Origin of the sequence: Nocardioides cavernae, from assembly GCF_013410035.1 — a bacterium.
Lineage (GTDB): Bacteria > Actinomycetota > Actinomycetes > Propionibacteriales > Nocardioidaceae > Nocardioides > Nocardioides cavernae_A.
Genome location: NZ_JACCBW010000005.1, coordinates 25,606 through 47,114, shown reverse-complemented (window position 1 = coordinate 47,114; position 21,509 = coordinate 25,606). Strand labels below are relative to the sequence as shown.

Here is a 21,509-nt window from a genome sequence, read left to right as displayed (position 1 = left end):
GATCGGGGCGTGCCCCGACCCCTGGCCCACCCGCTCGTCGTCACCAGCGCCGTCGCCGTCGTCTCGGTGGCGGCGCTGGTGCTCGCTGTCTGGCAGGGGTGGCTCGGGCCCGACGTCGGGCGCGGTGCCGACTTCTGCGAGGCGCCGCACGACGGCTGGGTACGCCAGCCCGCCAACACGCTGTCCAACGCCGGCTTCGTCGTGGCCGGGCTCCTCGTGGCCCGCCACGCGGGCGGTGCTCCCCGGGGCGCGGTCCTCTCCCGGCCGGTGGCGACCTTCCTCGCCTGCGTGGTCGTGCTGCTGGGCCCGGCCTCGGCGGCGATGCACGCCACCCAGAGCGAGTGGGGCGGCCACCTCGACATGCTGAGCATGTACCTCGTCGCCGGGTTCGCTGCAGCGTGGGCGTGGACCCGCTGGGCGCGACGCGGGCCGGCCGCCTTCGCCGGGGCGTACCTCCTGTGCGTCGCGGGCTGCGAGCTCGCCGGCCTGTGGCGCGGTCAGGTGCCGGTCGTCCACTATGCCGGCAACCTCGCCTTCGGGCTCCTGCTCGTCGCCGCCGTCGGGCTCGAGACCCTCGCCTGGCGGCGCGGCGAGACCGTGATCCGCTTCCGGCACGGGGTCGTCGCGCTGACCGCGATGCTCGTCGCGTTCGCCATCTGGCTGCTCTCCAACGCCGGCTGGTGCGACCCGCACTCGCTGCTGCAGGGGCACGCCCTGTGGCACCTGCTCTGCGCGGTCGCGGCCTACTGGCTCTACCGCTTCTACGCCTCCGAACGCCGGGCGTGAGGCCCACCCGTGCGGGTGGAACGTCCGGACCGGACCAATCTGGCGCGGTCGCGACGGCGAATGACCCAGGTCACACCAGCCGGGCCTCAGCCCCGGTGGGCCGCTCACCTGGGCGACCTTGAACGCACAGCGACACCACATGGAGTACGCATGTTCGGCAAGGCAGTAGTCACAGACATGATCAACCGGAGCGCGGAGAACGAGACCGACCGCCGCCTCTTCCTCAAGTCGGCCGGCGTCGCCGGCCTGGGCGTCGTCGGCGCCGGTGCCCTCGGCGGGCTCGCGACCGCACCCGCCCAGGCCGCAGGTGTCAGCGACGGCGCGGTCCTCAACTTCGCGCTCAACCTCGAGTACCTCGAGGCCGAGTTCTACTCCTACGCCGCCTTCGGCCGGGGCCTCGACGACAAGCTGACGTCCGGCAAGGGCAAGAAGGGCGGCGTGAAGGGCGGCCGCCAGGTCTCCTTCGCCACCCCGGCCATCCGGAAGTACGCCGAGGAGATCGCGACCGACGAGCTCGACCACGTCAGCTTCCTGCGCAAGGCGCTCGGCGGGGCCAAGGTCGCCCGACCGGCGATCAACATCCAGGAGAGCTTCACCGCCGCGGCGACCGCGGCCGGCCTGATCCAGCCCGGCCAGACCTTCGACCCGTACGCCAACGAGGACAACTTCCTCCTCGCGGCCTACATCTTCGAGGACGTGGGCGTCACGGCCTACAAGGGCGCGGCGCCGCTCATCAGCAACAAGACCTACCTCGAGGCCGCCGCCGGCATCCTGGCCGTCGAGGCCTACCACGCCGGCATCGTGCGGACCTCGCTCTACGCCAAGGGCCTGCAGGACGCCGCCAAGGCCATCTCCAAGGCGCGCGACAGCCTCGACGGCAAGAGCACCAGGGACCAGGGCATCGGCTCGGCCGCCGGCAAGGCGAACCTCGTCCCCGCGGACAAGAACGGCATCGCCTACAGCCGTACGCCCGGCCAGGTGCTCAACGTCGTCTACCTCAACCCCAAGTCGGTCACCAAGGGTGGCTTCTTCCCCCGCGGCGTCAACGGCGCCGTCAACAAGAGCGCGTGATCGCGGTGCCCGCCATCGAGATCGTCGGGATGCTCCTGCTCGCGCTCGTGCTGCTCCGCGCGACGTGGCTGGCCCTCCACCCGGCCGCACACCACGCTGCCCTGCGGCCTGCCCACTGGGCGCACCAGGTCGACCGGGCGATGCACACCGCTCAGCACCGGGCCTGACCGCTCCTGGTGGTCCGGACGTCCCCGCGGCGTCCGGGCCACCCCGGAGCACGACCTCGCTCCTTCGAGAGGAGAGATCCATGTTCGGAATCGGACTCCCCGAGCTCGCCGTCATCGCCTTCTTCGGCGTCGTGCTCATGGGCCCGGACAAGCTCCCCGGCCTGGCCAGGCAGCTGGCCCAGGGCATCAAGGCCGCCAGGCGCATGGGTGACTCCGTGCGCGACGACCTCCGTACGTCCCTCGGCGACGACTACGCCGACCTCGAGCTCCGCGACCTCGACCCGCGCGAGATGGTGCGGCGCCAGGTCCAGGAGATCCTCGCCGAGCGCGACGAGGACGAGCGCGACGAGGACGACGACACCACCCCCCGCACCACCCCCCGCACCACCACTGCAGCATCACCCGAGAGGAAGACAGCATGACGTCCCCCATCACCCCCCTGCTCGTCGGCGGACTGGGCGGCATGGAGCTGCTCATCATCCTGGCCGTCCTGGTCCTGCTCTTCGGGGCCTCCAAGCTCCCCGAGCTCGCCCGCGGCTCCGGGCAGGCGCTGAAGATCTTCAAGGCCGAGACGAAGGGCCTCATCGACGGCGACGACAAGGACGGGACCAAGGCCGCGACCGACGCCCAGGTCCGGACCGACGCGGCGGCCGGGACCGGACGAGCGGTCCCCGCGCCCGTGTCCGAGCCGATCGTCGTCGAGACGCCGCGCGAGCACGACGTCCACCGCGGCTGACGGGAGCCGGCCGATGTCGATCGCCACCGCCGTCAACGTGCTGCGGGTCGCTCCCAGCCGACCCGGCTCCACGCCCGGCAGCATGTCGCTCGCCGACCACCTGCGCGAGGCGCGGGCCCGGCTCATCCGCTGTGCGCTCGTCCTGGTGGCGGCGTTCGTCGTCGCGCTCCCCTTCTACGACCAGCTGCTGTCCCTCGTCCTCGGTCCCTACAACGAGGCACAGCAGCTGATCGGGGCGGACACCGTCAGCACGGCGTACGTCGCCGGCGCGACGGGTCCGCTCATGCTCAACCTGAAGCTCTGCGGCACCGCCGCCCTCGTGGCGGCCAGCCCGTACTGGCTCTGGCAGGCGTGGTCGTTCGTGGTCCCCGGCCTGCTGGCACGGGAGAAGCGCTGGTCGAAGGTCTTCGCCGCGATCGCCGGGCCGCTCTTCATCGCCGGAGTGGCGCTGGGCTACTACGTGCTCCCCAAGGGCCTCGGCGTGCTGATCGGGTTCACCCCGGCCGGCATGGAGAACCTCGTGGAGTTCGGCGACTACTTCTCCTTCTTCAGCCGGATGCTCCTGGTCTTCGGTCTCGCCGTCGAGATCCCGTTCTTCCTCGTGCTGCTCAACCTGGCCGGTGTCGTGACGGGCGCCCAGCTCGGCCGGCACCGCTCGATCATCCTGATGTCCGCGGTGGTGTTCGCAGCCGTCGCCACCCCGTCGACCGACCCGTTCTCGATGCTGATGCTGGCCGTCCCGATGATGGCCCTGTTTGTCCTCGCCGAGGTCGTCTGCCGGGTCGTCGACCGGCGCCGGGCGAGCCGGGCACTCGCCCAGGTCGCCCCGTGGACCGAGGACTGACGTGTTCCAGACCAGGCGCTTCGCAGCCCCGCCCCCACGGCGTACGACGGCCTCCGCCGCCCTGCTCGACCGGCCGGCACCACCAGGCGGGCTCCGGGGCCGGCTCGGCCGGATGTGGCCGCTGCTCGGCCCTGCCTTCGTCACCGCGGTGGCCTACGTCGACCCCGGCAACTTCGCCACCAACATCTCCGCCGGGTCGGCCTACGGCTACCTGCTCGTGTGGGTCGTCGTCGTCAGCAACATCATGGCGATGCTCATCCAGTACCTCTCGGCCAAGGCGGGCGTCGCCACCGGCCTGAGCCTGCCGGCGCTGTGCCGTGAGCACCTCCCGCGCCGGGTCGCCAACGGCCTCTGGGGCCAGGCCGAGTTGGTCGCCATCGCGACCGACCTGGCCGAGATCGTCGGCGGCGCGCTGGCGCTCAAGCTCCTCTTCGACCTCCCGCTCCTGGCCGGCGGGGTCATCACTGCGGTCGTGTCGTTCGTGGTGCTCGGCCTCAAGGGTCGCGGCCACCGCCACTTCGAGACCGTCATCCTCGGCCTCCTCGGCGTGATCCTCGTCGGGTTCGTGTACGACGTCGCCATCAGCGGCGTGGACGCGGTGGCCGTCCTCGACGGCACGCTCCCCCGCTTCGCCGGCATGGACAGCGTGATGCTCGCGGCCGGCATGCTCGGCGCGACCGTCATGCCGCACGCGATCTACCTGCACAGCGCCCTCACCAGCGAACGGCTCCACGCCCGCACCGAGCAGCAGCGGGTCACCGTCATGCGCAGCCAGCGCGTCGACGTGGTCGTCGCGATGACCGTCGCGGGCCTGATGAACCTCTCGCTCCTGCTCGTCGCGGCCTCGGCGCTCTCCGGGAAGGGCATCGACACCATCGAGGGCGCGCACGCCGGGCTCGGCGACTCCCTCGGCACGGGAGCCGCCCTGCTCTTCGCCCTGGGACTGCTGGCCTCCGGCTTCGCCTCGAGCAGCGTCGGCACGCTGTCGGGCCAGGTCATCATGGAGGGCTTCATCCGCCGCCGGATCCCCGTCGCCGCGCGTCGACTCGTCACCCTGCTGCCCGCGCTGGCGGTCCTGGCGGTCGGCGTCGACCCGACGGCGGCGCTCGTCGGCTCCCAGGTCGTGCTCTCGTTCGGCATCCCGTTCGCGCTCGTGCCGCTCGTGTGGTTCACCGCGCGCAAGGACGTGATGGGCTCGCTGGTGAACCGGCCCGTCACCACGGCCGCCGGCGTCGTCGTGGCGGCGGCGATCATCGCGCTCAACGCCGTGCTGCTCTGGCAGCTGGCGGCCTGAGGGCCGCACCCGACCGGACGATCAGCGCGTCAGACGTAGTCCTTCGCCACGAAGCGGCCGTCGGGGGTGATCGGGTTGTCCTCGTTGATCGCGACGACGTTCTCCCCCGGCTCCGGGAGCTCCTCGGGCCGGTGGTCGAGGTGGACGCCCGCGATCATGCACCGCACCGAGCCGCCCGCCAGCTCGATCGTCGGGATCTCGACCGCGACGATCTCGCAGGACTCCTCGATCGCCGCGACCTGCTCGGGGCGCAGCGAGCGCCTCGCACGCGCCGACATCGCCATGACGTAGCGGCGCCTGCCCTCCGGCGTACGCCCGCAGAGCTCGACCGCGTTCCCCGCGAACTCGCGGATCTGCTCCTCGGTGAGCTCGACGATGGTGCGCCCGGTCACCGCGAGGCGCTCGCGCACCTGCTCGCGTCGGGCCTCGTCGGGGATCATCTCGAGCGCGATCATCGCGACGTCGGTGCCGATGCAGGCGATCACGTTGGTGTGGTAGACCGGGACGCCGTCGGAGTCGACCGCGTCGAAGGCCATCGGCTCGTAGTTGAAGTCGGTGCAGAAGCGCTCCAGCACGGCGACGTCGGCGCGGTGGCTGCGCGCGGTGTACGCCACCCGCGAGACGTGGTCGAGCACCATCGCGCCGGTGCCCTCGAGGAAGATGCCGTCGGGCTCGAGACCGGAGTAGTCCACGATCGCCTGGACGCGGTACTCCGACTTGAGCATCTCCAGCACGTCGTGGCGGCGCTCGTGGCGGCGGTTCGAGGCGTACATCGGGTAGACGGCGACGGTGCCGCCCGCGTGGGTGGAGACCCAGTTGTTGGGGAACACGCTGTCGGGTCGCGTGTGGTCGTCGTCGTCGAAGACGTGGACCCGCACGCCGGCGTCGCGGAGGGCCGCGGCGAGGCGGTCCATCTCCTGCAGCGCCTTCTCCGCGGTGGTGTGGTCGGACTGCCCCTCCGGGGCGTCGGACTGGAACGCGTTGTCCGCCGCGGTGGCCGGGTTGGGGACGAAGCTGGTCGCGCGGATCAGGATGACGGCGGACGGGGCCTGGGCACTCACGGGAGGAATGTAGGGCACCCGGGCGTCACGTCAGAACCCGGCGGCGCCGTCCACGAGGCCAGCCATCGTCTCGGCCACCTCGACCGGGTCGTGGGCGAGCGCGGGCTCGTAGCAGGTCAGCTCGGTCTCCGCCCACCCCGGCACGTCGGAGTCACGCCACATCCCCGACGCGACGACGCCGTGCTGCTCGGCGTGGGCGACCACGCGTTCGTTGAGCTCCTCGGCCGCGCCGGGGGCGTGGGCCAGGAACGTCGCGATGTGCGGGACCTCTGGGAAGGTGCGGATGCCGCGCTCGTTGAGCGCCGCGGCGAGCTCGATCGCCCACGCGCGCTGGTCGGCGAAGCCGGCCAGGTGCTCGCGGAGGCCGATGAGCCCGCCGACCGCCGCCGCGGTCATCGAGAAGATCGTCCCGCCCATCCGCTGCCGCCACCCGCGCAGCTCGCCGGCGAGGTCCTCCGGGCACACCACGAGCGCCCCGCTGGTCCCGCCGAGGCCCTTGTAGAGCGAGACGTAGACAGAGTCGAACAGCGCGCCCACCTCGGCGAGCGTGCGTCCCCAGTGGGGAGCGGACTCCCAGATCCGGGCGCCGTCGGCATGCAGGGGCACGCCGCGCTCCCGCGCCGCCGCGGACAGCTCGACGAGCTCCTCCCAGGTCGGCAGGAGGCAGCCGGCGTCACGCAGTGGCAGCTCGACCATCGCTGCCCCGAGGCGGCCGCCCACCCTGGCGAGCGCGGCGGCGGTCGGGGTCTCCCGGCCGCTCGTCAGCCATTCGAGCTCGAGGCCGAGCACGCGGCGCGGGCCGTCGTTCTCGTAGCGGACGAGGTGCGACAGGTCCGGCAGCGCGACGCGGTGCGAGGCCGAGCGGTCGCACCACACGCGGAGCGTGGCCTGCTGCGCCATCACCCCGCTGGGGAACATCACCGCCGCAGGCTTGCCGAGCAGCCCGGCGACCTCGCCCTCCAGCTGGGCCACCGCCCCGCGCTCGCCGTACCTGTCCCACGCGAGGTCGTGCTCGTCCGCGAACGCAGCGAGGTCGCGGAACACCTGCGCAGGGCTCCCCGGGGGACGCGAGAAGACCCCGTCGGCGGTGGCCAGCACCGCCCGGAAGCGTGCGACGAGCTCGTCGCCCACGCGGCGATCAGGCCTGGCGCTTGAACCAGTAGGTGGTCTCCGGACCGGGGATCACCTGGACCAGCTCCCAGCCGTTGACGCCGAGGGTGGACAGCAGGTCCTCCCACGACTCCGTGCCCTCCACGAGGGCCTCCGGGTCGGCGTTGTAGCCGCCGACCTCCACGTTGCCCTGGTCGTCGACGGTGATCTCGAGGTGTGCCCATGCAGCCATGGCGTGATCATGGCATGCCGGTCAACGCCAGCAGGTCCCCCAGGACCCCCGCTGCTGCGCGGAGGCGCGGCGCTCGGCGCGCTGGTAGGGCGCGGTCCGGCGGAACGGGTCGGCGCGGTAGACGTAGACCCGGGCCCGGCCCAGCGCGACCTGGGCGCGCCCGACGTCCTTGCCCGAGCGGTGGACGTAGCGCAGCAGCCGGCCGTAGCGGTCCCGGTCCGCCTGCGTCGGGTCCGACACCAGCAGCACCCGCGAGCCGACCGGCGCGAGGCGTCCCATCGTCCGGCTGGCCTGCCCGCCGCCGCACTCGCGTCGTCCGTGCACCTCGGGCGTGTCGATGCCGATGATCCGGACGTACTCCTCGGTGCCGTCGGCCATCTGCACCTTCAGCGTGTCCCCGTCGGTGACGCGCACGACCCGCGCCCGGTCGCGGCGCTCGGGCCCGCTGCTGCCCGACCCGTCGGGGTCGACGCCCGGCGTCGGCGTGGAGGTCGGGGTGGGCGTCGGGGTGGGCGTCGGAGCGGGCGTCGGGGTCGGGGTCGGCGAGGTGGTGGTCGTGCCGACGAGCGGGGCGACCGAGGTCGAGCAGGGGCACGGGTTCGACTCGCAGGCGACCCCGTCGTCGTCGTGGTCGAGGGCGTGCGGGTCGCCGGGCCCGGCGCCGACGAAGAACGCCTGGGCGGCGGCCTGGGTCGCGAAGTCCCCGCAGTCCATGTCGGTCACCGCCCCGGCACGCGAGGTGGTGAAGGTCGCGGTCCCGGCCAGCGTGAGGGTGAGGGCGAGGAGGAACAGGAACAGGCGGCGCACGCGTCCACTGTGGACCGACGCAGGCGCCTGCGCGTGCGACTCGGGGCGCAAATGACCCGTTGGGACTAGGCGTCCGGACCGGTCAGTCGCCACTCCCGGACGACGTGGCACCGCCCCGACTCCCACCACGCGAGCTGGAGCCGGTCGAGCACCACGTCGACCGGCACGACGTCGCCGAGGAGGGCAGCGGTCGAGGCGAGGTCCACGTCGTCGGAGGCGGCGTCCACGGTGAGGTGCGGCTGCAGGTCCGGGCCGTGCTCGCCGCGGTAGGGCGGCCACTGCGGGAACGCGGCCACCAGCCGGGCGGTGAGGTCGCGCAACCGGTCGTCCGGGCGCGGGACGAGGTGGATGATGCCGTCGGGGAACTGGGCGAGACCAGCCAGGCGCGTACGGACCGGGGCCGTGCCCGCGGCGATGTCCGCGACGGCGGCGAGGTCGTCGGACGAGGGCGTCGGGGCGAACGGTCCGAGCGCCGTGACGTGCGCGTGCCCGAAGCGCGGGTCGGGCGACACGAAGCCCGCGTCGTAGTGCGCCGTACGCGCCCGGACCCACTCCTCCAGCGCCGGCACGGGCAGCTGCAGGACGGAGTGGCCGGGCACCGGGACAGGGTGGCACGCGGGGCCGGCCGTGGGCCTAGGCTGGCCGCGCCATGGACCAGACACGCATCGCCCCGCCCTCCCCCGCCGTCCACGCGCAGGCCCTCGAGCGGCTGGCCGGGCTGGCGACGCCGGCCGGCGCCCTGGGACGCGTCGGCGAGGTCGGCGCCTGGCTCGCGGCCGCGCAGGGCGAGGTGCCGCCGCGCCCGCTGACCGACGTACGCCTCGTGGTGCTCGCCGGCGACCACGGCGTCGCGGCCCACGGCGTCTCCGCCTACCCCTCCGCCGTCACCGAGGCGATGGTGCGCACGATCGTCGCGGGCCGCGCCGGCGTGAGCGCGCTGGCGGCCGCGCACGGGGTGGACGTCACGGTGCTCGACGTGGCGGTCGACGCCGACCTGTCCGACCTGCCCGCCGCCGTCACGGCACGCAAGCTGCGTCGCGGCTCGGGGGCGATCCACCTCGAGGACGCGCTCACCCGCGACGAGGCGGAGCGGTCCCTCGCCCTCGGCGCCGAGCTCGCGGGCGAGCTCGTCGACGACGGTGCCCAGCTGCTCATGACCGGTGACCTGGGCATCGGCAACACGACCGTCGCCGCCGCCCTCGTCGCCGCGACGCTCGGGCTGCCGGCCGACGAGGTCACCGGACGCGGCACCGGCATCGACGACGACGGCTGGGCCCGCAAGCGGGACGTGGTCGCGGCTGCGCTGGTGCGCGCCGAGGGGCGTACGTCCGACCCGGTGGAGGTCCTGACCGCACTCGGCAGCGCCGACCTCGCGACCGCCACCGGCTTCCTGGTGGAGGCGTCGCGGCGCGGCGTGCCGGTCCTGCTGGACGGCCTGATGTCGGTGGCGTGCGCCGTCGTCGCACAGGCCATGGCGCCGGGCGCCGCCGCGTGGTGGCTGGCCGGCCACCGCTCGACCGAGCCCGCCCAGGAGCACGCGCTGAAGTCCCTCGGGCTCGAGCCGCTGCTCGACCTCGGCATGCGCCTCGGCGAGGGCTCCGGTGCCGTCGCGGCCCTCCCGGTCCTGCGCTCGGGGATCGCGGTGCTGCGCGACGTGGCGCTGCTGTCCGAGATCCTGCCCGGCTGAGCCACGTGAACCTCCGCGACGGCTGGCTGCTCGCCACCGGCACCCTCACCGCCGTCCGCGTCCCGCCCCCGCGCACCGTCGACCGCTCGGTCGCAGGCACGGCTATGGCGCTCGCCCCCGTCGCCGCCCTCCCGCTCGGGCTCGCCGCCGCGGCCGTCGCGCTGGTCGGCGACCTGATCGGGCTCCCCGCCCACGCGACGGCGTACCTCGTGCTCCTCGCCCTCGCGCTCGGCTCCCGCGCCTTCCACTGGGACGGCCTCGCCGACACGGCCGACGGGCTCACCGCGTCGTACTCGCGCGAGCGCTCGCTCGAGGTGATGCGCACCGGCCCGGTGGGCCCCGCGGGCGCCGTCGCCGTCGTCCTGGTGGCCGGCCTCCAGGCAGCCGGGCTGGCCGGGCTGCTCCGTGCCGACCACGGGTGGTGGGTGGCGGGCGTCCTCGTCTGTGCGTCCCGTGCCAGCCTCACCGTCGCCTGCGTCCGCGGGGTCCCCGCGGCTCGGCCCGACGGCCTCGGCGCGACCCACGTGGGCTCGGTGCCGGTCGTCGCAACGGTCGGCGTGCTCGCCTGCGTCCTCGTCGCGCTGGGCTTCACCGGGTACGCCGTCGGCTCGGCGCCCGCGCTCATCGCCGGGGGTGTCGTCATGGTGGCTGCCGTGCTGGCCCTGCTGCTGCGCTGCGTACGCCGCCTCGGCGGCATCACCGGTGACGTGCTGGGCGCCGCGGTCGAGCTCTCCCTCGCCGTGCTCGCGCTGGCCGCGGCCGCGGCCTGATCCGGCTCTGCGACGATGGGCGCCATGCGGATCCTGGTCACCGGCGGCGTGCGGTCCGGAAAGTCCACGCACGCCGAGGGGCTGCTCGGCGACGAGCCCGCGACCTACGTCGCGGCCGGTCCGTCACCGGACGAGGACGCCGACCCCGACTGGGTGGCGCGGATCGCCGCGCACCGGACACGCCGCCCGGCGTCGTGGGCGACGGTCGAGACCCAGGACCTGGCGCCCGTGCTGCGCGACGCCGGTGCCCCCGTCCTCGTGGACTGCCTCGGCACCTGGCTGACCGCGGTCATCGACGCCGCCGGCGCCTGGGAGCAGGACTCCGACGCGGTCCACGCGCTCGTGCGCGGGCGCACCGACGAGCTCGTCGACGCGGTCCGCGCGTGTCCCCACGAGGTGGTGCTGGTGACCAACGAGGTTGGCCTCGGGGTGGTGCCCGAGCACCGTTCCGGTCGGCTGTTCCGCGACCTGCTCGGCCTGGTCAACCAGCGCGTGGCGACGGCGTGCGACGAGGTGCACCTCGTCGTCGCGGGCCGGGTGCTGAGGCTCTGACGACCGGCTACGTGTCGCGCCGGGCCAGCCGGGTGCGTACGGCGGCGGCCACGGTGAGCAGCAGCGCGAGCCCGAGCACCGCGCCTGCGAGCAGGAGCACCAGGCCCACGAACCACAGTCCCGAGTCGTCCGTCGACGCGGCGTGCACGGCCCACGGGACGGCGAGGCCCACCGCCCCGGCGACGGCCAGCACGACGCCGCCGCGCGTACGTGCCCATGCCTGCGCGAGGACCGCCCCGACCGCGACACTCGCGCCGCAGCCGAGCACCTGCCAGGTGCGGTAGGGACCCTGCTCGACGCCGTCGACGACGTGGTACTCGTCGTCCCAGCCCAGCCACGCGGCCCACATGAGGGCCGCGAAGACCGCCAGTCCGAGGGCGGCCGGCCCGACCCGGGGGCGGGTGTCGCGTGATCGCTCGAGGTCACTCATGGCAGCCAGTCTGTCGTCTGCTCCGCCCGCACCCCTGAGCACGCGGGCCCAGGCACCGGTCGTCGGCACCGGTCGTCGGCGCCGGTCGTCGGGGCCGGGCGCCCGCCTCAGCCGACCGCGAGGTAGCCGACGTCGGCGGCGAGAGCGTCCTGCCCGCGCGTGCTGCCGTTGGTCAGGGTGACCTCGACCGACGCGACGCGGGCGGGGGCGAACGGGACGATCGTGACGCCCTTGCCCTTCCGGTTGACCCGCAGGGGCGTGGTCGAGGTGGTGCCGTCCACGCGGTGCACCGTCACGACCGCGCGCTGGGCCGTCGCGTCGTCAAGGTCGACGGCGACCGTGAGGAACTTGCTGCCCGGGAACGGCAGGACCTCGCCGGTGGCGCTGGTGAGGTGGTCGAGTCTGGCGCGGTGCGTCCCGATCCGCTTCTTCTTCGCGAGCTGGAGGGACGCCAGCGTGTTCGGGGCCGTGGGGTACGCCTGCTCGGCGCCCTCCTCGTAGGCGTCCGCCGGGTGCTGGTTGGCGTCGGCGAACCCGGCGTACTCGTCCGGCGTCGAGGTGCGGCGTGCCTGGAGCACGCGGTCGAGCGCCTGGAGCGAGGTGGTCGGGGCCGCACCCCGCGTGGTGTCGAGCGCCTCCCAGACGTCGCGCATGATCGTGGGCAGGCCGCCGGCGGTGCGGGGGTGCTGCTCCATGAGGTAGCGCCAGAACCCCCAGTTGCCGTAGGCGTTGAGGTCGGAGACGTCGAGCGGGACCGACGGGCCGGCCGGGTAGCCGAAGGCCTCCGGGTCACCCATCTGCCCGTAGTTGAGGTAGAAGACGTTGTCGTTGACGTCGTCGTAGAGCTCGTCCTCCATCGCCATCGCGGTGGACTCGTAGATCCAGCCGTCGTCCTCGGCGTCGTAGGCGTACTGGATGGCGTGGAAGTACTCGTGGGCGACGGTGACCCGGAGCAGCGAGGTCGGGTCGAGCCACGGCGAGCTCGCGTAGTCGTTGTCGAAGCCGCAGTAGGCGTACCAGGCGCTCCCGTCGACCGGGCCGTCCGCGTCGGAGCGACAGAAGCCGAGCGCGCCGTAGGTGTCGATGTCGCCGAGGTAGAAGTCCGTGCGGATGTCGCCCTCCTGCCCGGCGTCGGGCAGGGGCGCGCGGTAGCCGGCCTCGGCGTACACCCGCGCCACGTCACCGATCGTGTCGAACGCCTCGGCGGCGAACGCGGGCGTCGCAGCGTGCTCGCCCTCCTCGACCCAGTGCAGGCAGTAGGTCGCCGCGCACTGCGACTGCAGGTCGGCGTCCGGGCCGTAGTAGATGTCGCGCGGGTCGTCCGGGTCGTCCGGCGGCGTCGTGGGACGCGCGAGCAGCCGCTCGGCCGACGCGCGGTCCGCGCCCCGCAGCGCGTGCTTGGCGACGAAGAGGTCGCGCATCGCCATCGTCACGTCGGGCGCCTGCCGGCCCGCGTCGCCTGCGACAGACGTCCCGGCCACGGCCGACTCTGCGACCGCGAGCGCCTCCTTCGCCTCGGCCCGCTCCTGCGCAGTCGCGCCGTCGCCCGTGGCGCTGGGGGTATCGGCTGCTCCGGCGGTCGGCGCCACCAGCGCCGTGCCGAGCGAGACGGTGAGGAGCGTGGCGAGGGTCGTCGCGGTGGTCCGCATGAGGCGCATGGGCCCATCCAACCGAACTCGCGCGCCGCTGCCACCCGCCGAAAGTCGCTGATGAGATGAACGCCCGTCGAACGCCCGTCGAACGCCCGCACGCCGTCCCACCCCAGCTCACGTCCGCCGCACGAAGCGCACCTTCCCCTGCGCGTCGACCGAGCGGAGGTAGGCCGCGTCATGGGCCAGCCTGTGGTGACGCGGGCAGTAGAGCCGGCCCCGGGCCACGCTGGTGCCGCCGCCCTGGCTCCACGACGTGTCGTCGTGGTGGGCCTGCGTCAGGCCCGGCGGGGCGTCGCACCCGGCGGCGGTGCAGCCACCGTCACGGATCCCCATCGCGATGCGCTGCGTCTGCGAGTGGAAGCGTCGCTTCCTGCCGGCATCGAGGACGACCGACGGACCGCCGAGGACGATCGGGATGATCCCGGCGCGGCACGCGAGCCTGCGTGCCTCCCCTGCGCTGATCCGCGGCCCGGTGTCGAGGGAGGCGGCCCGCGCACCGCCGGTGAGGGTCTCGAGCTCCATGGTCACCACGACCGTGGCCGGCACCCCGCCCGCGGTGGGCACGGAGGCCTCCGGCCGGGTCTCGAGGTAGTCCATGAAGGCGAGCCCGAGCCGATGACGGGTGAGCCCGCGCAGCCGCGGCGCACCGCCGGGGTCGTCCCCCGCCGCCGACGTCTCCGAGGCCGCAGGGGGAGGCGGGACGAGCGCGAGCAGGTGCGTGCGCAGCATCTCGCCGTGCAGGGTCGGGATGGTGAACCTCCCGTGCGCCTTCCCGTGCCCGTCGTCCACCATGGTGAACGAGGCGGTGGCGGCGGCCTCCCGCTCCTCCGCCTCGAGCCGACGCCCCTCCTCGGCGTCCGCGGTCTCGGGGTCGACCACCTCCAGCACGCGTCGGCCGAGCACCCGCAACGCCCTGGCGTCGTGCTCGCTCGCCTTCTCCAGCAGGAAGGTGGTCGCGTCCGCGCGGACCGAGGGATCGACGTCGTCAGGCAGGTCGTCGATCGCGTCCACGACCACGCGCGCCTGGTCGGTGCGGAGCGTGCCCGTCGCCAGCGCCTCCGCGACGTCGACGTGGTGCTCCATGCGCTCGGCGAGGTGTGCCGTCCGGTGCGCCTCCGCACGGGTCGTCCCGGTCTCGTGCGCCCACCAGCTCGTCGTGGTCGCGCCGACGTCGGCCCCGGTACGCGACGACTCGGCGTGACGCAGCACGCGCATCAGCAGCCCGTCGAGCTGGCTCCGCGCCCGCGTCAGCAGGACCAGGGCGTCGCCGGCGTCGGCAGCCGTCATCGACCAGAGGGGCACGTCGGCGACCTCGGCCAGCTCGGCGCACAGCCGCCGCGCCAGGTCGATGACCCGGTGCTGCTCGGAGTGCGGGAGCGCTGTCATGCGATCACTCTCCAGCGGCCGACCGACACGTGCCGATGGATCGAGGCTGCCCTGTGGAAGGGCGGCTATCGACGACACCTGTGGACGGTTGCTGGCACGACGACCCCCACCGACGGTCCCCCGACTCGTAGGATCACGAACGGACCTCGCCCGAGGCCCCGAGCAGGCCGTGAGCAGCCGCTGAGCAGGCGCTGAGCAGGCCCTGAACAGACTCTGATCAGGCCCCGAGCAGGCCGGGAACAGACCCTGGACGACCGTGGAGGCCCGACGATGACGCACACCGTCCCGTGGACCGACGGGTCCTGGAGCAACCGGCCCGTCGCCGTAGCGACCGACGCGGACGGCCTCCACGTCACCGCGCGCGAGGGCAGCGACGCCTGGCGCCTCACGTCCTACGGGTTCGTCCACTCCTCCGAGCACGCGCTGCTGACCGCCTTCGAGCCGGAGTCCGCGGTCGAGGTCCGGTTCCGTCTGGACTTCGCCGAGCAGTTCGACCAGGCCGGGATCTTCGTCCGGGTCGGCGACGAGTCGTGGGTCAAGGCGGGCGTCGAGGTGAGCGACGGCGAGGAGAGCCTCGGCGCGGTGGTGACGCGCGGCTCCTCCGACTGGTCGTTGTCCCCCGTGCCCGGGTGGGCGGGACGGCTGGTGACCGTCCGGGGCAGCTGGTCGGGCAACGCGCTCACGGTGCGCGCGAGGGTGGACGACGAGCCCTGGCGGCTCGTCCGAGTCGCCCCCCTGATGGCGGACGGGCCCGTCACGGCAGGGCCGTACTGCTGCGCCCCGAGCAGGTCCGGGCTCACGGTCCACTTCACGTCATGGCGGACCACTCCCCCGGACGACCACCTGCACCCGGGTGGCTGAGACCCACCGACGCAGGTGGGCCGCCCTCAGACCAGCACGACGTAGGACCCCAGAGCCACGAGCCACGACACGAACGAGCCGAGCAGGAAGTACTCGGTCATCTCGTGGACCGTCTGCTGCTCGTGGCGCGAGGAGAGCTCGGGGAAGCGCAGCAACCCCTTGGCCGCCACCACCAGGCTGGCCGCGGTGACCTGCCCGGCGAGGGCGAGCGCGAGGATGAACACGCGCTCCAGGGGCCCGAGCAACCGGCCGCCCTTGAGCTGGGTGGGCGGCATCCCGCCGTCCTTGCGCGGGTTGATGGTGCCGGTGGACTTCAGCACCAGCCGGACCAGCACGTTGCCCGTCGACAGCTGCACCCCGAAGGCGCCCAGGAGCAGCAGGAACCGGTCGGCCGACGTCCCGGTGAGCGCGGGCAGCGTGACCGAGTCGAGCCAGCGGCCGAGCGGGCCCGCGGCGTCGGGCGCCAGGCCGGAGCACGCGATGGCGGCCAGCAGTGCCGTGAGGAACACCCCCAGCGGCAGCCACGCTGCCGCCTGGGCCGGGTGCCCGAAGCCCCACGTCACGGCGAAGCCCCACGCGAGCACCACCAGCGCGACCACACCGAGCGCGACCAGGTCGCGCCCCGACGTCAGGTCGGCGAGCACCCCGAGGACCAGCACAACCAGGACGCCGACGACCTGCGGCAGCACCTTGGCCCGGCGCACCGAGTGCGTCAGGTCGGTCACGGCGAACCCGACCAGCAGGATCCCCAGCCAGCTCATCCCTCTCCTCCCACGTCGCCCCGCCTCACAGCCCGCGGAGCAGCTCGTCGGCGGCGAGCACGACCCCGAGGCCGTCGGCCCGGGTCCGCTGCGACACCGCCGAGGGGCTGATGCCCAGGTCCTGGGCGATCTCCTGCTGCTGCCGCCCCCTCAGCAGACCATCCAGCACCGACATCGAGCGCTCCGACAGGCCGCTGACCACCTGGTCGCGTGTCATCAGCGCGGCGTTCACCAGCCGTTCCGGATGCCCGGGCTCGCCCTCCGCGGCGACGTACGCCGTCCGGACCGACCGCAGGGCCGCCTTGCGCTCGTAGCCCTCGAGGACCTCGACCGCGGACCGGGCGGCCCACCAGCCGGGCCCGTCCTCGACGCGGGGCTCGTCGGACAGCACCAGCACCCGGCCCCACCCGATCCCCTGCCGGACGTCGAGGACGGGCAGCAGCAGGAGTCGCAGCCGCAGGGTCGCCGCCATGGCGGAGCCGAGGCTGCCGAAGATGCCCTGGAACTCGTCCCCGACCCCGATCCGCAGCGGTACCGGCGGTGCGAACTCCTCGTTGACCGCGTCGACGGCGCGTGTGAACCGCGCGTGCACCGCCGGCCTGTCGGCGCTCCGGCGCGAGCCGACCAGGTCGCCGATCACCGTCACTGAAGCGCCCGGCTTCATGTCGCTCATCTGAAGATGATAACTTCTTTCGACCCAGATGAACACATGACCTTCACTCCCAGAACACCCGCTCGACCACCGCGTGCGCGCGCCGCGTGGTGCGGAGGTAGTCGTTGACCATCTGGTCCGACGATCCTTGCGGGTAGCCCAGCACCCGTGCCACCGCGGCCCGCTCCTGGGCGTCGCGCGGCAGCTGGTCGTACGGCTTCCCGCGGACGAGGGTGACCGCGTTGCGCACCCGGCTGACCAGGCGCCAGGCATCGGCCAGCGTCTCGGCGTCCTCCTCCGGGATCAGCCCGGCGGCGGCCGCCGCCTCGAGCGCGGGCAACGTCTGGGGCGTCCGCAGGCCCTCGACCCGACCGGCGTGGCGCATCTGGAGCAGCTGCACCGTCCACTCCACGTCGGCGAGACCGCCGCGGCCGAGCTTGAGGTGGGTGTGCCGGTCGGCCCCGCGCGGCAACCGCTCCTCGTCGACGCGCGCCTTGATCCGGCGCACCTCGACGACGTCGCCCTCGGCGATCCCGTCCGCGGGGAAGCGGAGCGGGTCGACGAGCTCGGTGAAGCGGCGCCTCAGGTCCTCGTCACCGGCCACGGCGTCGGCGCGCAGCAGCGCCTGGAACTCCCACACGTGCGACCACTTGGCGTAGTAGGCGGCGTAGGACTCCACCGTGCGCACCATCGGGCCGTTCTTGCCCTCCGGGCGCAGGTCGGGGTCGACCTCGAGCGGCGGGTCGCTGGCCGGCAGCGACAGCAGCCGCCGGAGCTCGGCGACGACGGCGGTCGCGAACGAGGCCGCGACCTGCGGCTCGGCGCCCTCCACGGGACCGTGGACGAACATCACGTCGGCGTCGCTGCCGTAGGACAGCTCGAACCCGCCGTAGCGGCCCATCGCGATCACCGCGATCCGCGTCGGCGCCTCGTCGAGGCCACGCTGGGTGCGCACGGCGTACGTCGCGATGTCGAGCGTCGCCTGCAGCGTCGCGTCGGTCAGCCGGCTCAGGCCCTGGCCGACGAGGGCCACGTCGGTGCCGGCGACGAGCTCCCCGCAGGCGATCCGCAGCAGCTCGCGACGGCGTACGGCACGCACCGCGACGACGGCGGCCTCGGCGGTCTCGGCGCGCTCGACGAGCGCCTTCATCTCGGCCAGCCCGGCCTCGGCGCTCAGCGGGACGAGCGACTCCCCCAGCATCTTCACGCCCTGCGGCTCGCGCTCGAGCAGGTCGGTGGCGTAGCGCGACGTGCCGAGGACGTGGGCGAGCCGCTGGGCGACCTCGCCCTCGTCGCGCAGCATCGTGAGGTACCACGGCGTGCGGCCCAGGCTCTCGCTGATCCGCCGGAAGCCGAAGAGGCCGGCGTCGGGGTCGGGCGAGTCGGCGAACCACTCCAGCAGCACCGGCAGCAGCGTGCGCTGGATGTCGGACGTGCGCGAGACCCCGCTCGTGAGCGCCTCGAGGTGGCGCAGCGCCGCCTTGGGATCGGCGTACCCGAGCGCGGACAGCCGCTCCTCCGCAGCCTCGAGCGAGAGCCGGGCCTCGCTGCCGGCGAGCTTGGCGACGGCACCGAGCAGCGGGCGGTAGAAGAGCTTCTCGTGCAGCCGGCGCACCTCGCGACGGTGGTAGCGCCACTGCTTGTCGAGCGTCTCGGCCGGCTCGGAGAAGTGCCCCAGCGAGCGCCCGAGCCGGCGCAGCGAGGCCTCGTCCTCGGGCAGGACGTGGGTACGCCGCAGCTGGTGCAGCTGGATGCGGTGCTCGAGGGTGCGCAGGAACGCGTACGCCTCGTGCAGCTTCTCGCCGTCCTCGCGGCCGACGTAGCCCCCGTCGGTGAGGCGGGCGAGCGCGCTCAGCGTGGCGCCCTCGCGCAGCGACGGGTCGGAGCGACCGTGCACGAGCTGCAGGAGCTGCACGGCGAACTCGACGTCGCGCAGCCCGCCCGAGCCCAGCTTGATCTGCCGCTCCGCCTCGTGCGCCGGGATGTGGTCGACGACCCGGCGACGCATCGCCTGGACGTCGGCGACGAACCCGTCGCGACCGGCCGCGTTCCACACCATCGGCGCGACCATCTCGCAGTAGCGGCGGCCGAGGTCGCCGTCCCCCGCGACGGGGCGGGCCTTGAGCAGCGCCTGGAACTCCCAGGTCTTGGCCCACTTCTCGTAGTAGCCCTGGTGGCTCGCCAAGGTCCGGACGAGCGGTCCCTGGCTGCCCTCGGGCCGCAGGTTGGCGTCGACCGGCCAGATCGTGCCCTCGCGCGTGTGGTCCGAGCAGATCCGCATGAGGTGCGAGGCGAGCTGCGTCGCGACCCGCAGCGCCGACCCCTCATCGGCGCCCTCACCCGACTCCAGCACGGCCGGCTCGAAGACGAAGACCACGTCGACGTCGGAGATGTAGTTGAGCTCGTGGCCGCCGCACTTGCCCATCGCGATCACGGCGAGCCGCGCCTGGTGCGCGCCGTCGCCGACCCGGGCGCGCGCGACGGCGAGCGCCGCGTCGAGGGTCGCGGCGGCGAGGTCGGAGATCTCCGCAGCGGCGTCGTCGATGCCGAGGTGGTGGGCGAGGTCGCGGGAGGCCAGCCGCAGCAGGATCCGGCGGTACTCCACCCGCAGCGCGTCGACCGCCTCGGCGTCCGGCAGCCCCGCCACGGGCTCCAGGGCCTGCGGATCGGCGCCGACCGCCGCCAGCATCGCCTCGCGCACGGCGTACGCCGCGGTGCGGGTGCTGCCGAGCGTCGGGTCGGTGAGCTCGCGCCACTGCTCGGGGTGCCGCACGAGGTGGTGCGTCAGCGCGGCGCTGGCGCCGAGCACGCTGCACAGCCGCATCGCCGTCCCCTCGTCGTCGGCGACCTCCGACAGCATCCGGGCGCCTGCTCCCTCCTCGGCCTCGTCGAGGGCGTCCGACAGGCGGAGCAGGCCCTCGAGCGCCGCGTCGGGGTCGGCCGTGGCGGCGAGCTTGTCGGTCAGGGGGTGGCCTGCGGCACCGAGTCGCTCGATGCCGCGCACGGCGGCAGCGCCGTCGACGAACCCCTTGCGCACGTAGGCGCCCGCGGAGGTCATGACGCACCACCGACGATCGCGGCGAACCGCTCCACCAGCGGACGCCAGTGCACGGCCAGGGCGGGCGCCGCGGCGTAGATCTCGGCGAGCACCCGCTCCTGGTCGATGCCCATCGAGACGTGGTCGTCGCGGTCGGACTCGGCCCACCGTCGCAGGATCGGCACGTCGACCTCCGGGTGCGCCTGGATGCCCCACGCCCGCTCGCCGAAGCGGGCGACCTGCACCTCGCCGCCGGGCGTGCGCGCGAGCACCACCGCACCGTCCGGCAGGTCGACGACCACGTCGTTGTTCCAGTGCACGGCGACCTCGTCCCCGGTGCGCCCGCCCACCCAGGCGTCGCTCGCGGCGTCCTCGCTCCAGCCCACCGGCTGCAGGCCCACGGTCTGGCCGCGCGGGTTGCGCGCGACCCGACCGCCCAGCGCCGCCGCGACCACCTGGTGCCCGAGGCAGATCCCCAGCAGCGGCGTACCGACCGCGACCGCGTCCCGGATGCGCTCCTTCAGCGGCGCCAGCCACGGCGCGACGGCCTCGTCGTCCGCCCCCATGTCCCCGCCCAGCACCAGCGCTCCGTCGTACGCCGTCAGCGGCGGCAGCGGCTCACCGCCCGGGCGCCAGACCTCGAGCGCGCAGCCGGCACCCTCCAGCCACTCGCCCACGAGGTGGGCGGGGCAGGACGGCTGGTGCTCGACGACGAGGACGCGCGGGCTCACCGCATCACGCTCCCCCACGTCGAGTCCTGCCACAGGGCGAGCAGGCAGAACGAGGGTCCCGCAGCGAGCGACCAGCCGACGAGGTCACCGCGGCGCCGCCAGGCCGCGACCCCCGCCGCGAGCAGACCCGCGCCGAGCAGCATCAACGGTGTGCCGAGGTTCCACGCCACCTCGTCCTCCTCCCAGCGGAAGAGGACGCCGTAGTCACCGAAGAACATCGAGGCACCGGCCAGCAGCCAGAGCGTGCCGAGCCCGGCCAGGGCGGTGAGCGTCCAGCGCAGCAGCCGGCTCCCCACCTCCGCCCACAGGGGAGCGGCCACCCCCAGGCCGGCGAGGGCGGCAGCTCCGACGAGACCGAGGAGGTACGCGCTCGTGGACCCCGCGTCCCAGTGCCAGTACGACGCGCCCTGCCAGCAGGTCCACGCGGTGAAGGCGGCAGCAGCGACCAGCGCCAGCCCGGGCAGCCACGCCTGCCAGCCGGCCGGCCGGACCTCGCCGGGGCGGGCCGGTAGCACGGCCCCGACGAGCGCGCACCCGGCCGCGAGCGCCGACAGGGCGACGTACCACTCGCCGGTGTCGCCGTCGGGGAACCCGGTGAAGGCCACGGCACCGGTGGCGAGGCCGACGGCACCGAGCACCAGTCCGCCCCGCCCCCACCGGGTGGCCCGGCCCAGGACGACCAGCAGCAGCCCGAGCGCGAGCGCCGGCGCGGCCACGTAGGCCAGGGACGGCACCCAGCCCGGCACCGGCGAGGCGTCGAGCGTCGGGTCCGTGCGCTCCTGCCACGCATCCACGGCGACACCGACCCACATGGGCGACGCGACGACGAGCGTCCACGTGGCGGCCCAGACGAGCCAGTCGCGCAGCACCCTCATCGACGCC

At 74.0% G+C, this 21,509-nt stretch carries 24 protein-coding genes; 11 read left to right on the top strand and 13 right to left on the bottom strand.

The window, feature by feature from the left end; all coding sequences use genetic code 11:
* Positions 1–9: 9 nt before the first annotated feature.
* From F4692_RS18470 to F4692_RS18440, 7 genes are all read left to right on the top strand, one after another.
* A complete protein-coding gene (locus tag F4692_RS18470) occupies positions 10–786 on the top strand; it encodes a ceramidase domain-containing protein (protein WP_179621212.1) in 777 nt (258 codons plus the stop codon).
* A gap of 177 nt (positions 787–963) precedes the next feature.
* Entirely contained in the window at positions 964–1,857 is an 894-nt protein-coding gene (locus F4692_RS18465) for a ferritin-like domain-containing protein (protein WP_257030047.1), read from the top strand.
* Positions 1,854–2,024, top strand: a complete 171-nt coding sequence (locus tag F4692_RS18460) for a hypothetical protein (protein WP_179621210.1) — start codon at positions 1,854–1,856, stop codon at positions 2,022–2,024. The genes F4692_RS18465 and F4692_RS18460 overlap by 4 nt, the downstream gene beginning before the upstream one ends.
* Before the next feature lie 80 nt (positions 2,025–2,104).
* Positions 2,105–2,446, top strand: coding sequence for a twin-arginine translocase TatA/TatE family subunit (locus tag F4692_RS18455; RefSeq protein WP_179621209.1), 342 nt, complete (start codon positions 2,105–2,107; stop codon positions 2,444–2,446).
* The gene (gene tatA / locus F4692_RS21645) at positions 2,443–2,760 is read left to right on the top strand and encodes a twin-arginine translocase TatA/TatE family subunit (RefSeq protein WP_218858778.1); all 318 of its coding nucleotides are present in this window, start codon (positions 2,443–2,445) and stop codon (positions 2,758–2,760) included. Before F4692_RS18455 ends, tatA begins: the two co-directional genes overlap by 4 nt.
* A gap of 13 nt (positions 2,761–2,773) precedes the next feature.
* Positions 2,774–3,604: a twin-arginine translocase subunit TatC gene (tatC, locus tag F4692_RS18445; protein ID WP_179621208.1), complete on the top strand. Its 831-nt coding sequence runs from the start codon at positions 2,774–2,776 to the stop codon at positions 3,602–3,604.
* 112 nt (positions 3,605–3,716) lie between these two features.
* Positions 3,717–4,898, top strand: coding sequence for an Nramp family divalent metal transporter (locus F4692_RS18440; RefSeq protein WP_179621343.1), 1,182 nt, complete (start codon positions 3,717–3,719; stop codon positions 4,896–4,898).
* Between the two features lie 29 nt (positions 4,899–4,927).
* Here the strand turns inward: F4692_RS18440 and ctlX are convergent, their stop codons facing one another.
* The 5 genes from ctlX to F4692_RS18415 all read right to left on the bottom strand — a co-directional run bounded on the left by ctlX (position 4,928) and on the right by F4692_RS18415 (position 8,707).
* Positions 4,928–5,959 carry a citrulline utilization hydrolase CtlX gene (gene ctlX / locus F4692_RS18435; RefSeq protein WP_179621207.1) on the bottom strand — a complete coding sequence of 344 codons (1,032 nt, stop codon included), beginning with the start codon at positions 5,957–5,959 and terminating at the stop codon, positions 4,928–4,930.
* Between the two features lie 30 nt (positions 5,960–5,989).
* Positions 5,990–7,090 carry a threonine aldolase family protein gene (locus F4692_RS18430; RefSeq protein ID WP_179621206.1) on the bottom strand — a complete coding sequence of 367 codons (1,101 nt, stop codon included), beginning with the start codon at positions 7,088–7,090 and terminating at the stop codon, positions 5,990–5,992.
* A 7-nt stretch (positions 7,091–7,097) separates the two neighbouring features.
* A complete protein-coding gene (locus tag F4692_RS18425) occupies positions 7,098–7,301 on the bottom strand; it encodes a hypothetical protein (protein ID WP_179621167.1) in 204 nt (67 codons plus the stop codon).
* Positions 7,302–7,322: 21 nt separating this feature from the next.
* Complete coding sequence (locus F4692_RS18420; protein WP_179621205.1) at positions 7,323–8,108, bottom strand: thermonuclease family protein; 786 nt, start codon at positions 8,106–8,108, stop codon at positions 7,323–7,325.
* A gap of 65 nt (positions 8,109–8,173) precedes the next feature.
* Complete coding sequence (locus tag F4692_RS18415) at positions 8,174–8,707, bottom strand: 2'-5' RNA ligase family protein (RefSeq protein WP_179621204.1); 534 nt, start codon at positions 8,705–8,707, stop codon at positions 8,174–8,176.
* 50 nt (positions 8,708–8,757) lie between these two features.
* On the opposite strand from F4692_RS18415, the gene cobT reads away from it, so the two are divergent.
* The 3 genes from cobT to cobU are packed head-to-tail and all read left to right on the top strand — an operon-like array spanning position 8,758 to position 11,117.
* Positions 8,758–9,795 carry a nicotinate-nucleotide--dimethylbenzimidazole phosphoribosyltransferase gene (gene cobT, locus F4692_RS18410; RefSeq protein ID WP_179621203.1) on the top strand — a complete coding sequence of 346 codons (1,038 nt, stop codon included), beginning with the start codon at positions 8,758–8,760 and terminating at the stop codon, positions 9,793–9,795.
* 5 nt (positions 9,796–9,800) lie between these two features.
* A complete protein-coding gene (locus tag F4692_RS18405; protein ID WP_179621202.1) occupies positions 9,801–10,565 on the top strand; it encodes an adenosylcobinamide-GDP ribazoletransferase in 765 nt (254 codons plus the stop codon).
* 24 nt (positions 10,566–10,589) lie between these two features.
* Positions 10,590–11,117, top strand: coding sequence for a bifunctional adenosylcobinamide kinase/adenosylcobinamide-phosphate guanylyltransferase (gene cobU, locus F4692_RS18400; protein ID WP_179621201.1), 528 nt, complete (start codon positions 10,590–10,592; stop codon positions 11,115–11,117).
* A gap of 7 nt (positions 11,118–11,124) precedes the next feature.
* Here cobU and F4692_RS18395 read toward each other — a convergent pair whose 3' ends face one another.
* From F4692_RS18395 to F4692_RS18385, 3 genes are all read right to left on the bottom strand, one after another.
* Positions 11,125–11,547 (bottom strand): hypothetical protein, encoded by a 423-nt coding sequence (locus F4692_RS18395; RefSeq protein WP_179621200.1) that lies wholly within the window; start codon positions 11,545–11,547, stop codon positions 11,125–11,127.
* Positions 11,548–11,654: 107 nt separating this feature from the next.
* Complete coding sequence (locus tag F4692_RS18390; protein WP_179621199.1) at positions 11,655–13,205, bottom strand: MXAN_6640 family putative metalloprotease; 1,551 nt, start codon at positions 13,203–13,205, stop codon at positions 11,655–11,657.
* A gap of 108 nt (positions 13,206–13,313) precedes the next feature.
* A complete protein-coding gene (locus F4692_RS18385; RefSeq protein ID WP_179621198.1) occupies positions 13,314–14,585 on the bottom strand; it encodes an HNH endonuclease signature motif containing protein in 1,272 nt (423 codons plus the stop codon).
* Positions 14,586–14,855: 270 nt separating this feature from the next.
* Between F4692_RS18385 and F4692_RS18380 the strand changes: the two genes are divergently transcribed.
* On the top strand, positions 14,856–15,446 hold the full coding sequence (locus tag F4692_RS18380) for a DUF1349 domain-containing protein (RefSeq protein WP_179621197.1): 591 nt from the start codon (positions 14,856–14,858) through the stop codon (positions 15,444–15,446).
* 26 nt (positions 15,447–15,472) lie between these two features.
* Here F4692_RS18380 and F4692_RS18375 read toward each other — a convergent pair whose 3' ends face one another.
* From F4692_RS18375 to F4692_RS18355, 5 genes are read right to left on the bottom strand one after another with little or no spacing between them, the layout of a single operon-like run.
* A complete protein-coding gene (locus F4692_RS18375) occupies positions 15,473–16,207 on the bottom strand; it encodes a hypothetical protein (protein WP_179621196.1) in 735 nt (244 codons plus the stop codon).
* A 25-nt stretch (positions 16,208–16,232) separates the two neighbouring features.
* The gene (locus tag F4692_RS18370) at positions 16,233–16,880 is read right to left on the bottom strand and encodes a SatD family protein (RefSeq protein WP_257030046.1); all 648 of its coding nucleotides are present in this window, start codon (positions 16,878–16,880) and stop codon (positions 16,233–16,235) included.
* Between the two features lie 43 nt (positions 16,881–16,923).
* A complete protein-coding gene (locus F4692_RS18365; protein ID WP_179621195.1) occupies positions 16,924–19,917 on the bottom strand; it encodes a bifunctional [glutamine synthetase] adenylyltransferase/[glutamine synthetase]-adenylyl-L-tyrosine phosphorylase in 2,994 nt (997 codons plus the stop codon).
* Positions 19,914–20,627, bottom strand: a complete 714-nt coding sequence (locus F4692_RS18360; protein WP_179621194.1) for a type 1 glutamine amidotransferase — start codon at positions 20,625–20,627, stop codon at positions 19,914–19,916. Before F4692_RS18360 ends, F4692_RS18365 begins: the two co-directional genes overlap by 4 nt.
* Positions 20,624–21,502, bottom strand: a complete 879-nt coding sequence (locus F4692_RS18355) for a hypothetical protein (protein WP_179621193.1) — start codon at positions 21,500–21,502, stop codon at positions 20,624–20,626. Before F4692_RS18355 ends, F4692_RS18360 begins: the two co-directional genes overlap by 4 nt.
* Positions 21,503–21,509: the final 7 nt, after the last annotated feature.